The organism is Oscillatoria sp. HE19RPO (assembly GCF_024220515.1).
Taxonomy (GTDB): domain Bacteria; phylum Cyanobacteriota; class Cyanobacteriia; order Cyanobacteriales; family Laspinemataceae; genus Laspinema.
Genome location: NZ_JAMXOT010000174.1, coordinates 1 through 15327 on the forward strand (window position 1 = coordinate 1; position 15327 = coordinate 15327).

Sequence of the window (15327 nt, forward strand, 5' to 3'; positions counted from 1 at the left end):
GCAATGCTTGCGCCCTCCGGAGGGCGCAAGCATTGCGCCCCTACAGGAAATTTTTATAGACCTTTAAATACCGTATGGAGTATGAGATGCTTCCATTCCTTAATTTTCTGACCCCCGGGACTGAAACTGGCGATATCAACCCAGTTAATTGTTTTATCTATCTAATCCGGTGCCAATGCCATAGCTGCTATTGTTACTCGGATCGGGAAAGGGCAGCAACTTGCGTTCTTTCTCGACTTTTTCAGGGGTTCTCCCCAGGAGAAAATAAGTTTTCATTTCTCCTTTTCCTTTAATCATAATGGAACCCCGTTCTTCAAAATCATAGAATTTTTCTAACAATTGATAAGTATCATCGCTGACTTGAATTGAACCGGGTAAACCGTGAGATTCCATCCGACTGGCAATATTAACCGCATCCCCCCAAAGGTCGTAGATAAATTTTTTCTGCCCGATTACTCCTGCAACAACCGCGCCGGTATTAATCCCAATTCTAATGTTGATATTCTCCTGATGATTTTCATTAAACTGGAGAATTGCCTGCTGCATATCCAAAGCCATTTCTGCGACATCTTTGGCACAGTCGGCTTTGGGTTCAGGCAGTCCGCCTACGAGCATATAAGCATCGCCAATGGTTTTGATTTTTTCTAAGCCATGCAAATCGGCGAGGCGGTCAAATTCTGAAAAAATTTCGTTGAGGAGGGTTACCAGTTCCGTGGGAGAAATCCGGGAGGAGAGATTGGTAAAGCCGACAATATCGGCAAATAAGACGGTGACATCGGTAAACTGATCGGCAATGGTGGTGGTTTCTTCTTTGAGGCGATCGGCGATGGTTTTGGGTAATATATTCAGCAGGAGACTTTCGGATTTGGCTTGTTCGATTTCTAGTTGCTTTAAGGCATAGATAAATTCTTGGGCGATCGCACTGGCAAAAACCAGGGCTAACAATAACGCAGCCACAAGCAATCCTGTCGCAGCCTGACTGGTTTTGTTGATGCGCTCTTCCCCGCGCTGAACTTCTTGGCGGGCGATTTCCAGCAGTTGAGCTGAGAGTTCACTCGCTTGGCGATCGAACTGAGAAATTTGCTCTCGAATTTCCAGATCTAAGCGGATAATTTTTTGGGCGAGTTCTTGATAGTCATTGAGGGCATTGATGGCGCTCACTTGCCGTTCCATACTTAAGTTAGGAGACTGCCTAATTGCGGTTTGTAATTCATTGAGGGCTTTATACAGGGCAGCACGTTCGGGATTGTGGCGATCGTTTAGATAGTCTTCTTCTCGAAATTGAAGTTGGATATATAATTGGAGCAACTCCGGATCATCCGCAAGGAGGAGAATATCCTCCAATCGTTGGGAATTTTGCTGTAAACGAGCCAGGACTCCCGTTTTATCCATCCCTAACTCTCCCACCAGTCCCACGGCTTCTCGAAAGCTACTGGCGTACTGTTGAACCATTTCTTCATAAGAAACTACGGCTGGATTGCTCTGACGTAAGGTGGCACTGACTTGCTCTGTCGAGAGTAATGATTGGAGGAGATTACTAATCAACAGCACCATGTCAATCTGTTCGCTGTAAGCTCGACCATATTCCTGCTGTGCATCTAAAAAACCCGTTTTTGACCACTGTTCAAAAAAGTCCCGTTCTAGGCGGCGGGCTTTTTCTAAAGCATCATTCATTTCAAACACCAATCGTTGCAGTTTGATGCTACTGACAATTGTTGCTTGAGTTTCAGTTCGCACAAAGTTCAGAGATAGCCATCCGGTGGTTGCCACCCCACATAAAATTAACATCAGTCCAATGAAAGCCGAGCTAAATTTTGCTGTAATATTTGGACTACGCCCAGATTGATTTAAGCCTTGCCATTTCTTCATAACATTTCCTCAAATTCAGGCTCAACACAAAGAGATTTTTGAGTTGTTAGTAGATGCACTCAATGAGTTTTCTGAGCGTCTGACGGAAGATAGATGCACCGTGTTCTGATGAAGAAACGGCAAAGAGGGTCAGCCAAACAGCTTAATTTTCGCAGTCGCCCCCAGAGCCGTATTGCCAAGCTTGAATCCACCTATGGCAATAATATTGTTGGGCGGGGGGTAACCGATTCACCCAGGTTTCACAGCGTTGTCCGAGGGGGGACAAGGCACTATAAAGGCCGAGGTTAAGGTAATGTTGCATCCAGTCTACTAGAGCGGGGATTCCGACTTGAGGAATGACTCGAAAAACGGAATGGGTTTGGCCGATCGCAGTTTTAAATAAGGTTTGGGAGAGTCCTCCAAATTGGATAACATCTTGCAAAAAGGGTTTAAGAACCGGATCGCCTAACTGTTCCATACAAGTGAAAACACCGGAGAGGAGTTCATTAATTTGATTGGGTGCAAGTTGTTGTTCCATCCCGACACTCATCGCCCGTTGAAACAACCAAGTTACAGAAATATTGGGCTGATAAGGTTGTAATCGGGCTAAGGCACTATGGGAGAGCATCTCTCGTTCTAATGCTTCATTAATGCCCTGAGTGAGGCGATTGAGGTGGCGCAGCATGGACCCAAATCCCCCAAAACTGAGGGGAGATTGGATGCCGCTACTATCCCCAACTGCCAGAATCCGGTCCCAGGGCGATCGCACTGGACTGTCTCGATAGGCGGGAAAAAACCCAAACAGTGCCCGCACAAATTCTAACTGAGCTAAGTCCACATTTTGATATTCAGGCAATAACTTTAAGTAATCTTCAAATAACTCGGTTAAACTCAGGCGACTGGGATGAGTATCTAAATAAGTAAATAAATAAGTTGTTCTTCCATCCCGGGCGGGAAAGGCTTCCCAAAAATACTGACATTGCTTTTGAATTGGGGTAAATGATGTGATTAAATCCCCGGTTTCGTTCTGAGGAAATCCTTTCGCACAACTGCCGACCACCAGACAGACACTATCGGGTTTTTGTCCTTGGCGAATTTGCCGGACAATCGGGGAAAAATGCCCCATGACATCAAGGAGTAAACGGGCGGTAAAGGATTGTCCGTTGCTGCTTTTGACGACGATGCCATTGGGGTGAACGCTGGCACTTTCAAAGGGGGTTTTTTCAAAAATTTGACCCCCAGCTTTTAAAAAGCGAGCTTTGAGGGTGTCGAGGAGATAGACTGGATCAACGCCGATGTTGAGAACGTCACGGACCCAGAATTCGGGACCGCCATTAAATTGAATCCGGGCGGGGTTGTATTGGGTAGCGATCGCCTGTTCTAACTCGGCTTCTGACAGTAAATCTAGTTCTACAAATACCGTTAATTCTTCGCGGGAAATGTTCCATTCTTGATCTCGACCCCGCAAGATACCGCGCTCAATTAAAGCGACCCGCCAGCCTTTAACAGCTAAAGCAGCCCCGATAAAAATGCCTAAAGTACCACCACAAACTAAAATATCCCAGTCCAAGGAGTTGAGCGGTTGGGACTGTTCGGTGATGACAGAGGGAATCACTTGGGGATTGTTTTTAAGGGATTGCCAGAGGCGATCGCTGCGATGGAGTCCCGTGAGAGCATCACCGGGGAGTTGAGAGAGAATGCGTTCAGTCAGGGTCATGGTTTCCACTCAAATTTCGACTCAACAAAGGGGTAAGCGGATGTAAAATGTTGTTCCTTTTCCAGCTTCGGATTCAAAGGTAATATCGCCCCCATGTGCTTCCACAACCGAAAGTGCGATCGCCGTTCCCAGTCCCGTTCCACCCCGCTTTCCATAAGTGACAAAGGGATCAAATAATCGGCTTTGAATGGCGTCGGGAATGCCCGGTCCGGTGTCAGAAATTTTGATCAGGGCATCCCGGTCTAGCTGGGTTGCGACCATGACAATTTGTCCGCCCTGGCCATCTAAGGCTTCTACCGCGTTTCCGACTAAGTTTTGCCAGACGCGCATCAGTTTATTTTCATCGGCATTCAAAATAATTTTATCACATTGCAAAATAAAGTCGATCTCATGTTGATTCCAATAAATGAAGTTTAGTCGTTGAAATTTTTCGAGACTTTCCCTTAAATTTATCGCCTTTTTATTTAAAATTGCGTTGCCGCGAGTAAATTCTAAAATCTCCTCAGTCATGACTAACATTTGAGTGATTTGGGCTTGAATTAAGCTGCACCATTCTTGACTTTCTTCATCGGAATGCAAATCTTTCAACATGGAAGTGGCTAAAGAAATTCCAGTAAAAGGACTTTTTAAATCATGAATAATGGTATTCGCCATTTCTCCCACGGCCATCATTTTATGTTTGTGAACCATTTGATTCACATATTGTTCAGTCGTCAGCCGCAGATAATGGATAATATGGTGAAATAATTGCAACACCACCTTTCCTGGAGAGCGTTCTAAAATATCCATCAAGCGATCGCGGGGAATCTTGGCAATGGTTGCGGGGGTGCAAGCCACTGCTCTAGCACTGCGCGGTTGTCCATCCAAAACACCAAACTCGCCAAAAAAGTCATTTTCAGAAGCCCAGGCCACATTTTGATATTGGCCTAATCCTCCTCGTTTGCTAAATTCAATTTTGCCGTCTAAAACGAGATATAATGCATCAGGTTTTTCGTTTTCTTCAAAAATAACCGTACCTTGGGGAAATTTTTCGATAGTGGCACTGCGGCACAATTCGGGTCTTTGGTCGGGGAGAAAATATGAAATAAATCGATGCGATTCCAAATCCATGTTAAGTTACCTGCATCGGGAATAGACTAGGGGGTTGACTCTATCCTACGAAAGTTTAGGGATGGGGTAAATGCCTCTAAAAAAAGTTTTTAGGATTGTGGAGCGCTTTTTCCTGGAGGGAGAGGAAATCCGGGGGGGCAACAGAGACGATCGCCAAAGGTATTATTGTCCCAACGCTAACACAGCATTCTGTCCACCAAAGCCAAAACTAAAACATAGGGTGCGTTCTACCTGGGTTTGACGCGATCGCCGCACGAAATCCAGGTCAAATTCCGGGACGCTCAACCCCACACAAGGGGGTAAACAGCGATCGCGCATCGCCAGGAGACAAAAGGCCGCCCCCAACGCTCCAGAAGCGCCTAAACTATGACCTGTGGCTCCTTTGGTCGAACTCACGGGCACCCCCTGGGGAAACAGGGAACCAATCAATGTGGCTTCAGTGCAATCGTTGAGGCGGGTGCTAGTGCCATGAGCGTGAATATAGTCAATTTCTGCCGGATGCAACTGCGATCGCCTCAGACACTGCTCGACAGCTGCGATCGCTGCCGTTGCATCCTCATCAGGAGCATTCGCATAGCGAGCATCATTGGTAATGCCAAATCCGAAGATTTTTCCATAAATGTTCTTCGCCCCACGCTGGTGAGCGAAATCCGCCGATTCTAGGACAAAAACGGCGGCAGCTTCACCCAGGACTAACCCTTCCCGATGGCGGTCAAACGGATAACAGCCGGTTTTGGCATAAGCACTCATTTGAGTAAATCCGGTGAGGGCCAGGGGAGTGATGGGGGCTTCTGCGGCACCGACCACAACCTGCTGACATTGACCCGTGCGGATCAGTTCAAACCCTTGGGCCAGGGCCCAAATCCCGGTAGCACAAGCCGCCATCGGTGCCATCACGGGTCCCCTAGCCCCAATCTGTCGCGCCGTAGCAGTTGCCGGAGTATGGGGTAAAAGGTCCAACCAATTCACCCCCCAATTGCAGTCGCCCCCTCGGGGATTTTGACAAAATTGCCGTGCCAGTTGCTCCAATTGGCCTTGGTGAGCGCGACTGGACCCGATCGCCACCCCACAATCCGGCAGGGGTGGAACCAAACCGGCATCCTTGAGGGCGCGGGTCACCACAGGTTCGAGGAGTTGGTCCAGACGAGCCGGATTAGGTCCAATTTGAGCTAGGGGACGGGGTGGCAGTTCGGGGAACGGTTGACCCAGGGCGATCGCCGATTCTGACTGGAGCAAGCGCTGCCAAACCGCCTCTAAACTATCCCCCAAGGCGCAAACCAAACCCATTCCGGTGACAACAATTTGCACCCCTCGATCGCCGGTTTTCACGTTTAGGAAGGACCGTTAGTACGAAGATTCTCTAGGCCATCAACGACCTGAGCTGACTGAATGCGATCGCCTTCTTGAATGCTATCGACCACATCCATGCCTTCAGTCACTTTGCCAAACACAGCATAATTGCCATCTAAAAACTCTAGATCGCTCAAGGCAAAGTAAAACTGAGAAGAGGCCGAATTGGGCGCTTGAGATCGGGCCATTGCTACCGCGCCGCGCTGATGTTTCAAAACCGGAGTTTGACTCATTCGGGCCGATTGCAAGGGTGAACCATAGACCGGACTCTGCGCCCCTTCCGGAGTAATTTCTAACGGAATGTAGCGTTCCCGACCTGTTGCCGGGTCAATAAAACCCCCGGTGCCTAAGGGTCTCCCAAAATTTGGATCTTTGCTTTGCGGGTCTCCCCCTTGAACCACAAACGGTTCCGGTTCACGCACCACCCGGTGGAACATTAAGCCGTCATAGACCTGACGCTGAACCAAATCCACAAAATTCCCCGCTGTAATTGGAGCATTTGTGCCATCCACTTCAATGACAACTGGTTTGCCATTAATCACCATTTGCACCGTAGCTTTTCCCTCCAAACGGGGGAGATTGCTGAAGGCATCTGGGATTTGTGCCGTTAAAGGGGGTTCCGTCGATAGGGTAGAGGGTTGGGATGTCGCGTCCTGTTGAGCGCAACCTCCGATCAGCAAAGCACCTAGAATCATCACCGAGACGATCCAGTGCCGGATGTTAATTTCCATGTTCAGTTTCCAATACAATATGCTGACCTCGCGAGTGATATGAGAGATGGGATAGGATGCCAATCTTACCTAAGTTAATTTTCTCGCTCCGGGTAGCGCAGGAATGGGTACAAAAATAAGTTTAGGTTCATCCCTTCAGCTTGCTTTGGAGATTTCACCCGAGCAGTGAAGAAGGGCCGTCTATGAATTGCCCCTCCTCACCGATAGAAGGGATGCCTAAGTCCTGAGATGTTTGTCCAAGGCAGAAGAGGACGATGCCGATTTTCACGGCTCAATACCACTGGTTTCGCCAGAAAGAGTTGACTCCACAGCAGACACAAATCTCAGGGCGTAAGAAGATTGACCAGGCTTATAACCCTTCCAGGGGAACCCCTAAGAACCGAGCTAATTCTGCACCTTCATTTTCTAGTTCCGCCAAGGGTATCGGTTGACCGACGCGACTCAACGGAAGGGGATTGCGACCTTTAGTTCGCATATACATCGCCCGTTTAGGGTTGAGTCCTTCTTTGACTTCGACTCGAATGGATTGGATATCTTCCAGGGGATAGGAAATATCAATTTTACGATTTTTGCCCGGAAATCCCCACCGAAAGATGTGAACCTTGCCGGTTTCTTTATTAAATTCGTTGTAGCCACCCCCCACATTCCAGAGAATGGTCAGCCAGAGATAAAGGGAGAGCAGCAAAGCCGCTACCCCGTAAAAACCCATGACCAAGCCTTGGGGGAGAAAGATGAGCTGAGTTGGGTCTGCAAACGGCAAAAAATTGACTTTCAGATAACTGGAAAGGCTGGCTAAGAGAAAGCCGACTCCTCCTAAGTTAACGACAACGACTAGAAGGTAGTTGCTGAACCGGCGAGAGCCGATAATTTCTTTGCGAAGTACGCGATCGCTAGTAGAGATGCTTTTTGCAGTCATCGAAAATAAGCTGGGTAAGGGAGAGAACGCAGCCCTAAATTATAGAGAACTGGGAAAGATTTTCCCGGCATCTCTAAGGGTCAGGGCAAGGCACCTAAGAATAGGTCCGATCCTAGTATCCGTCTCTAAGGTGGACAATGGGCCAGAGTTTATGGGAAATTCTAAATTTTTTGAAGCCGCCACCGGGGGTACAGTCCTAGACAGAGCCAGGGACCTGGGGGAGACTCCGGGGCTGTTCCTGACGGGTTGGACGGTTGAGGTCACCTCTGCCTTAAATCCCACTACATCAAACAGACCGTGATAGAGAGGGCATCGATCGCAGAGGGATTCAGACCTGAGAAAAAAACCAGCGGACCCTCAAAATTGGGATTCGCGTTTGGACCTAAGAACGGATCTTAAGTCCAGAACACTGTCTAGTAATCCGGGTTAAGGTGATCCTCGGACAGCGCCACAGTCCTTGTCCTGAGATGGTTTGGTCTCATGGATGCGCCCCTAGAGCAACAGCCACACAGACGGGTTCCGTTCAGGGAACTGGGCAGCCTTTGGCTCAGGGTTTTGCAAATTTTGGTCAATGTAATATATAGTTATGTTAACTTACTTAGAAAGCTTGCGATTCTTGTAGAGCAAGACGATTTAAAACCCGACCCCAACTCCCGCAAATTTTATGACAATAGCAGTTGGACGCGCACAGACAGAACGGGGATGGTTTGACGTCCTCGATGACTGGCTCAAGCGCGATCGCTTCGTCTTTATCGGTTGGTCTGGCCTATTACTCTTCCCCTGCGCCTATCTCGCAGTGGGAGGCTGGCTGACCGGCACAACCTTCGTTACCTCTTGGTACACCCACGGATTAGCTTCCTCCTATTTAGAAGGCTGCAACTTCCTCACCGTGGCTGTTTCTACTCCCCCGAACAGTCTGGGACATTCCCTCCTGTTCCTCTGGGGTCCTGAAGCCCAAGGCGACTTCACCCGGTGGTGTCAACTCGGCGGTCTATGGACCTTCGTCGCCCTGCACGGGGCCTTTGGTCTCATTGGCTTCTGCCTGCGGCAGTTGGAAATTGCCCGCCTGCTAGGGATTCGTCCTTACAACGGACTCGCCTTTACCGGACCCATTGCGGTGTTCGTCAGCGTGTTCTTGATGTATCCCTTGGGTCAATCCGGCTGGTTTTTTGCTCCCAGCTTTGGCGTTGCCGCTATCTTCCGCTTCCTGTTGTTCTTCCAAGGGTTCCATAACTGGACCCTCAACCCCTTCCACATGATGGGAGTGGCCGGTATCCTGGGCGGTGCACTGCTGTGCGCCATTCATGGAGCTACCGTGGAAAACACCTTGTTTGAAGATGGTGAAGGTTCCAACACCTTCCGCGCCTTTGAACCCACTCAGGCGGAAGAAACCTACTCGATGGTTACCGCCAACCGTTTTTGGTCCCAAATTTTTGGGGTGGCTTTCTCCAACAAGCGCTGGTTACACTTCTTTATGTTGTTCGTGCCAGTTACCGGCTTGTGGATGAGTGCGATCGGGGTCGTTGGCTTAGGTTTAAACCTGCGTGCTTATGACTTCGTATCTCAAGAACTCCGCGCTGCGGAAGACCCTGAATTTGAAACCTTCTACACCAAGAATATTCTTCTGAATGAAGGAATTCGGGCTTGGATGGCTCCGGTTGACCAGCCTCACGAAAACTTTGAATTCCCTGAAGAAGTTCTACCTCGCGGTAACGCTCTGTAGAAAATTTAATTGCAGATTTTTGATTTTGGATTGGATTTAATTCCCCTCTAAAACCTAAAATCTAAACAAGCGATATCATCTGTTGTCGATCGCAAAAAGAGGTTCTCATCCGTGCAAACATCTTTCAATAGTTCGATGGTCATGGGCGGACGTGACCAAGAAACCTCCGGCTTTGCCTGGTGGTCTGGAAACGCCCGTCTGATCAACTTATCCGGGAAACTGCTGGGCGCTCACGTTGCTCACGCTGGACTGATTGTCTTCTGGGCTGGAGCGATGACTTTATTTGAAGTCGGTCACTTCATTCCTGAAAAGCCGATGTATGAGCAAGGCTTAATCCTGCTCCCTCACCTCGCTACCCTAGGTTGGGGTGTAGGTCCCGGTGGAGAAGTCATCGATACTTTCCCCTACTTTGTCGTTGGTGTTCTGCACCTGATTTCTTCTGCCGTTCTCGGTCTCGGTGGTATCTACCACGCCGTTCGTGGACCGGAAACCCTGGAAGAATACTCTTCTTTCTTCGGGTATGACTGGCGCGATAAGAACAAGATGACCACCATCTTGGGCTTCCACCTGATCGTTCTCGGATTGGGTGCCTTGTTGCTGGTGCTCAAAGCCATGTTCTTTGGTGGTGTGTATGACACCTGGGCACCCGGTGGCGGTGACGTGCGGGTGATTACCAACCCGACCCTGAACCCCGCTGTGATCTTCGGTTATCTAGCGACCTCTCCCTTCGGTGGCGAAGGCTGGTTGATGGGTGTCGATAACATGGAAGACATTATCGGTGGTCACATTTGGGTTGGCTTTACCTGCATTATTGGCGGTGTCTGGCACATCCTCACCAAGCCTTTTGGTTGGGTGCGTCGTGCCTTCATCTGGTCTGGAGAAGCTTATCTGTCCTACAGCTTAGGCGCTCTGTCCTTGATGGGCTTTATTGCGGCTTCCTTCGTTTGGTTTAACAACACTGCTTATCCCAGCGAATTTTACGGCCCCACCAACGCTGAATCTTCTCAGGCTCAAGCCTTCACCTTCTTGGTTCGTGACCAACGCTTAGGTGCCAGCATCGGTACTGCCCAAGGCCCCACGGGTCTAGGTAAATACCTGATGCGCTCTCCTACTGGAGAAATCATCTTCGGTGGTGAAACCATGCGCTTCTGGGATTTCCGTGGCCCCTGGTTGGAACCCCTGCGTGGACCGAATGGCTTGGATCTGCGTAAGCTGAAAAATGACATTCAACCCTGGCAAATCCGTCGCGCTGCTGAGTACATGACTCACGCGCCTAACGGTTCCATCAACTCGGTGGGTGGGATTATCACTGAAGCCAACGGCTTCAACTATGTGAACCCCCGCGCTTGGTTGGCTGGTGCTCACTTCATTTTGGGCTTCTTCTTCTTAGTCGGTCACCTCTGGCACGCTGGACGCGCTCGCGCCGCTGCTGCTGGATTTGAACGCGGTATTGACCGTGAAGATGAGCCAGTGTTGGCAATGACTGAACTTGATTAATTTCTTCTGAATTGAAGGATGAATTTCGAGTAATCAGTTCATCATTAAAGGCTCCTGCATAAAGCAGGAGCTTTTTTGTTGAAGTAAAAAACCCGCAGGCTCAAGCCTGGGGCTATACGGACGAAGCCCGCCTGCGCGGGCTAAAGAAAATCAAAACCCGCAGCTAAGGGCTATACGGACGAAGCCTGCCTGCGCAGGCTGAAGAGTAAAGATGATTTCTGAACTCCGGATTTGGTATTAAAATGTTGGAGAAGTGGGATTTGCTATTACAATAAAATAAATGGCACTGCTGTAGATTGACAGATTGCAATTCAAAAATTTAACATTTAACCGGATATTATTTATGTCTAATTCTGATTTATTTGATGACATGGAATGGACGGAAGAAGCTAAACTCAAGCTCAAGAATATTCCTTATTTCGTCCGATCGCAGGCAAGGCAACGGATCATCCAGTTGGCGCGAGAAGCCGAACTGGATGTGGTGACACCGGAGATTGTGGAAAAGGCGCGGTTGGAATTTGGTCAGTGAGGGATGAAGTCCGGTTTTTTCCACCCCGACTGGATTTCCAGGTTTGCCGGTTTGGGTTGAGGCATTAATCGTTTCCCAAATTGGGCATAAAGTGCTGGAATTACTAACAGGGTTAAGGCAGTCGAGGTAAATAACCCCCCCAAAACCACAATGGCTAAGGGTTGTAAAATCTCATTTCCTGCGCCAGTGGCGATCGCCAAGGGAAACATCCCCAAGGCAGAGGTTAAAGCGGTCATCAAAATGGCATTCACTCGGTCTAGGGAACCATTGATAATCACCTCTTTCAGCGACATTCCCTCAGCAAATTTAGTATTGTAATTATCCACCAGTAACAACCCATTGCGGACCGCTACCCCAAATAAGGTAATAAATCCAATCAGGGAAGCAATGGAAATCACGCCGCCGGTTAAGGCAATGGAGATAATTCCCCCGACTAAGGCTAAGGGTAAATTCAACATAATCGCGAGGGTTGCTGGTAGAGATTTAACCGAGAAAAACATCAGCACAGCAATTGCGACTGCCGCTAAAATACTAAACACCAACAAGCTATTACTCGCCCGTTGTTCCGATTCAAATTGTCCGCCATATTGGATAAAATACCCCGGGGGTAAGGTCACTTCCTCCCGAATTTGACCTTGAATATCACCAACAACACTGCCTAAATCTCGATTCGCCACATTCGCTGAAACTACAATCAACCGCGAGACATTTTCCCGATTGACCACATTTGCTCCCATGCCATAACTTAAACTGGCAACAGTTCGGAGGGGAATTATCTCTCCTGTTGGGGTAGAAATTGGAATTGCGCCCATTGCATCTAAGCTATTGCGCGCATTGTCAGGGAGGGTGATAAAAATATCAATCAGTTGTTGATTTTCTGGCACTTGAGAAACAACTCGACCATTGAGGGCTGTTTCGACAACTTCTGACAATTGTTCCATTGTTAACCCATAGGTTGCTGCCGCTTGCCGGTTGTATTCAATTTGGATTTGGCGGATGGGGAGTTGAGGTTCTAGTTGTAAATCAACTACTCCAGAAATCGGGGCGATCGCATCCCGAACCTGTTCACCAATGCGGCGCAATTCTGTTAAATCTGGGCCAAAAATTTTGACAGCGACTGCACTTCTGACTCCCGAGAGCACTTCATCCATGCGGTGAGAAATAAATCCGCCAATATTCGGCGCAACACCGGGCAATTTCAGGAAACTTTCCCGCAGCAATTGAACGCTATTTTCTCGGTCTTTCAACGCTAAATCACTCAATTCTACATCCACATGAGCCATACTCACTCCCGCGCCATCGGCATCCCCAGGAGTCCGTCCGGCGCGGACTTGTACCCAGTCATAGAGGGGATTGTTTTGCAGGGATTTGGAGAGGGCGATACCGGCGCGCTGGGTCATATCTAGGGAAACTCCGGGATATAAAACCATTGAGTTAACCATTGATTTTTCCCGAAATTCTGGTAGAAAAACTTGTCCCAATGTGGGAACAATTGCCAGGGTTGCTACTAAACTCGCGAGGGCAATTGCTAGAATAATTTGGGGGGCGCGCAAGGATAAATTCAGCAATGGGCGATACAATTTTTCTGCTAATCGGGAAACAAAAGTTCCTTCCTGGGGGAGGGTTTGATTCGCTAACAGAATGGCGCAAAGGGCCGGGGAAAGGGTCATGGCGACTAGGGTAGAGGCGGCGATCGAGAGTAAATAAGCCAACCCCATTGGCACGAAAATCCGTCCTTCCACCCCGGTTAAACTAAAAATAGGCGCAAACACCACAATGATAATCACCGTGGAGAAAATCACTGCCAGTCGGACTTCTACCGAGGTATCATAGACAACTTGAAACGGATGTTTCGGATTACCTTGGGCTTGATTGGTTCGCAATCCCCGATAGCAGTTTTCCATATCAACAATGGCATCATCCACCACGGAACCAATGGCAACGACTAATCCCCCCAGGGTCATGGTATTAATTCCCAATCCCAAGGCTTTCATGAACAATAAGCCAATTAACAACGAGAGGGGAATGGCACTTAAGGTAATTACTGCCGTCCGCCAATTCATCAAAAATAGCAGCATAATCACTGAAACAATGATGATGCCTTGAATCAGAGAACCGCTGACGTTTCTAATGGCGGAATCGATGAAGTTGGATTGACGAAAAGTGCGGGCAATTTGGATATCTGCCGGAAAGGTTTCCTGTAGCGATCGCATCCGAGATTCTACCGCTTTGGTGACAGTCGGAGTATCCACGTGAGGCTGTTTATTAATCATCATCACCACAGCCGATTCTCCATTAAAACTGGCATCGCCCCGTTTGAGGGCCGATCCGGTTTTCACCTCTGCCACATCTTTGAGTAAAATCGGTAAGCCGTCTTGGACTTTGACCACCGATTCCTGTAAGTCTTCGATGGATTGAATCTGACCGATTCCCCGGACCAATAATTCTTGACCTCCACCAATCAAGAACCCGCCTGAAGCATTGGAATTAGCACCTCTAGCGGCTTGGGCGACTTCTGTTAAAGAGACATTCAGCGATCGCAATTTAGCCGGATCAACTAGCACTTGTTCCTGTCGTTCCTCACCGCCATACACCGTAATTTGGGTCACCCCTGGCACTGATAAAATTTGCTGGGTGAGGATACTATCGACGAAATTGCGGAGGTCCATTAAGGAAGTTTCCCCTTCTCCAGTTACGGTAAATGCATATTGCAAAATCGTCGCTAAGGGAGAAGCTAACGGGGAAATTTCTGGAGGATGTGCCCCTGCCGGAAGTTGATTGGTAATCTGTTGAAGTCGTTCGGTAACCGCTTGTCTGGCGCGATAAATATCTGCATTCGGGTCAAATACAACTTGCACCATTGAGAGTCCAACCTTGGAGGACGATCGCACCGTTGTCACCCCTGGCAAACCATTAACCGCACTTTCAATGGGCACCGTAATTTGAGATTCCACCTCCTCCGGTGCCAATCCTGCCGCTTGGGTTTGAATATCGACTTGAGGGGGTGCAAATTCCGGAAAGACATCCAGAGGCATCTGGGTAATGCTGAAGATTCCCCAAACGGTGATACAGATAGCCGCAATGACGATAATCCACCGTTGAGTAATGGAGTTTTTGAGGGTGAGATTCAGAAGGGAGTTCAACATTTGCCTGCTTAACGATCTCCTTGGTTATTGGAAAGGCTGCTGTTTTTTTTGCGGGAACTGACTAAGGCGATCGGGGTTGCTACGAGTACGACGGCGATCGCAATCCCGACTACCCAACCCATCGGAAATCCGCTTTCGGCTGGGGTGGTTGCTAGGGGTTGTTGGGCGATTTCCAGGGGTTGAGGGGCCGGATCCTCGATGAAGGGGGTACTCTGGGTAGCTACGGGTTCTGGAGTGGCGGCAGTATCGGAAGTGGCAGCAGTCTCCGGGGATTGGGTTTTGCGCGATTCGGCATACAGAGACAAACTGCCTTGGGTGACGAGATTTTCCCCCACGGATAATCCATCCATGACTTCAATCAGTTCCCCTTGGGTTGCGCCAGTGGTAACGGGAACAGGTTCATAAAAGTTTTGATATTGGACAAAAACGAGTTGCTGATCCTCTGAATTGACTAAGGCAGTGACGGGGACCAGGATGCTGGCGCTACCATCTGTAGCTGGGGTGATGGGAGTGACGACAATGCCTAACATTTGGTCCATTTCCGGGTTCACTTCTACCCGTTCAATCCCGCCAGTGGCTTGGAATTCATCCCCATGTCCCACATGGGATAAAGCCACTTTGGGGAGGGATAACAGAACTGTTGTAATGAGGACAGCCCGAATTAAAGATTGATGTGAGTAAGCCATGATTCCCTCGCTATAGGGGATAAAAGTCCTCCCTAGTCTGGCAAAGGGTAGATGAAATTGAGATGAAATGGAAC

General features: G+C 48.7%; 11 protein-coding genes. 3 read left to right on the plus strand and 8 right to left on the minus strand.

Translation table 11 applies throughout. From position 1 onward, the window contains the following. Positions 1–153: 153 nt before the first annotated feature. From NG833_RS16595 to NG833_RS16620, 6 genes are all read right to left on the minus strand, one after another. Positions 154–1869, minus strand: coding sequence for an adenylate/guanylate cyclase domain-containing protein (locus NG833_RS16595; protein ID WP_254566399.1), 1716 nt, complete (start codon positions 1867–1869; stop codon positions 154–156). 142 nt (positions 1870–2011) lie between these two features. Then, positions 2012–3565 (minus strand): NAD(P)/FAD-dependent oxidoreductase, encoded by a 1554-nt coding sequence (locus tag NG833_RS16600; RefSeq protein WP_254566400.1) that lies wholly within the window; start codon positions 3563–3565, stop codon positions 2012–2014. 21 nt (positions 3566–3586) lie between these two features. Beyond that, positions 3587–4675, minus strand: coding sequence for an ATP-binding protein (locus NG833_RS16605; RefSeq protein ID WP_254566401.1), 1089 nt, complete (start codon positions 4673–4675; stop codon positions 3587–3589). A 162-nt stretch (positions 4676–4837) separates the two neighbouring features. After that, positions 4838–6004 (minus strand): beta-ketoacyl-ACP synthase, encoded by a 1167-nt coding sequence (locus NG833_RS16610; RefSeq protein ID WP_254566402.1) that lies wholly within the window; start codon positions 6002–6004, stop codon positions 4838–4840. A gap of 2 nt (positions 6005–6006) precedes the next feature. After that, positions 6007–6756 carry a peptidylprolyl isomerase gene (locus tag NG833_RS16615; protein WP_254566403.1) on the minus strand — a complete coding sequence of 250 codons (750 nt, stop codon included), beginning with the start codon at positions 6754–6756 and terminating at the stop codon, positions 6007–6009. Positions 6757–7105: 349 nt separating this feature from the next. Further along, positions 7106–7672 (minus strand): photosystem I assembly protein Ycf4, encoded by a 567-nt coding sequence (locus NG833_RS16620; RefSeq protein ID WP_254566404.1) that lies wholly within the window; start codon positions 7670–7672, stop codon positions 7106–7108. A gap of 664 nt (positions 7673–8336) precedes the next feature. Between NG833_RS16620 and psbD the strand changes: the two genes are divergently transcribed. From psbD to NG833_RS16635, 3 genes are all read left to right on the plus strand, one after another. Beyond that, positions 8337–9395, plus strand: coding sequence for a photosystem II D2 protein (photosystem q(a) protein) (gene psbD / locus NG833_RS16625; RefSeq protein WP_254566405.1), 1059 nt, complete (start codon positions 8337–8339; stop codon positions 9393–9395). A 135-nt stretch (positions 9396–9530) separates the two neighbouring features. Then, positions 9531–10892 (plus strand): photosystem II reaction center protein CP43, encoded by a 1362-nt coding sequence (gene psbC / locus NG833_RS16630; RefSeq protein WP_254566407.1) that lies wholly within the window; start codon positions 9531–9533, stop codon positions 10890–10892. Positions 10893–11235: 343 nt separating this feature from the next. After that, positions 11236–11421, plus strand: coding sequence for a PCP reductase family protein (locus tag NG833_RS16635; RefSeq protein WP_015149277.1), 186 nt, complete (start codon positions 11236–11238; stop codon positions 11419–11421). On the opposite strand, the gene NG833_RS16640 is transcribed toward NG833_RS16635, so the two are convergent. Then, positions 11415–14567 carry an efflux RND transporter permease subunit gene (locus NG833_RS16640; RefSeq protein ID WP_254566406.1) on the minus strand — a complete coding sequence of 1051 codons (3153 nt, stop codon included), beginning with the start codon at positions 14565–14567 and terminating at the stop codon, positions 11415–11417. The genes NG833_RS16635 and NG833_RS16640 overlap by 7 nt on opposite strands. An 8-nt stretch (positions 14568–14575) precedes the next feature. Further along, positions 14576–15327: hypothetical protein (locus NG833_RS16645; RefSeq protein WP_309143858.1), on the minus strand; the 752-nt coding region annotated here is incomplete at its 5' end.

Excerpts from the sequence above, each read along its gene's own strand:
- NG833_RS16635 (WP_015149277.1), top strand. The coding sequence starts at position 11,236 with ATGTCTAATTCTGATTTATTTGATGACATGGAATGGACGGAAGAAGCT.
- NG833_RS16615 (WP_254566403.1), bottom strand. The coding sequence starts at position 6,756 with ATGGAAATTAACATCCGGCACTGGATCGTCTCGGTGATGATTCTAGGT.
- NG833_RS16640 (WP_254566406.1), bottom strand. The coding sequence starts at position 14,567 with ATGTTGAACTCCCTTCTGAATCTCACCCTCAAAAACTCCATTACTCAA.
- NG833_RS16605 (WP_254566401.1), bottom strand. The coding sequence starts at position 4,675 with ATGGATTTGGAATCGCATCGATTTATTTCATATTTTCTCCCCGACCAA.
- psbC (WP_254566407.1), top strand. The coding sequence starts at position 9,531 with ATGGTCATGGGCGGACGTGACCAAGAAACCTCCGGCTTTGCCTGGTGG.
- NG833_RS16620 (WP_254566404.1), bottom strand. The coding sequence starts at position 7,672 with ATGACTGCAAAAAGCATCTCTACTAGCGATCGCGTACTTCGCAAAGAA.
- NG833_RS16600 (WP_254566400.1), bottom strand. The coding sequence starts at position 3,565 with ATGACCCTGACTGAACGCATTCTCTCTCAACTCCCCGGTGATGCTCTC.
- psbD (WP_254566405.1), top strand. The coding sequence starts at position 8,337 with ATGACAATAGCAGTTGGACGCGCACAGACAGAACGGGGATGGTTTGAC.
- NG833_RS16595 (WP_254566399.1), bottom strand. The coding sequence starts at position 1,869 with ATGAAGAAATGGCAAGGCTTAAATCAATCTGGGCGTAGTCCAAATATT.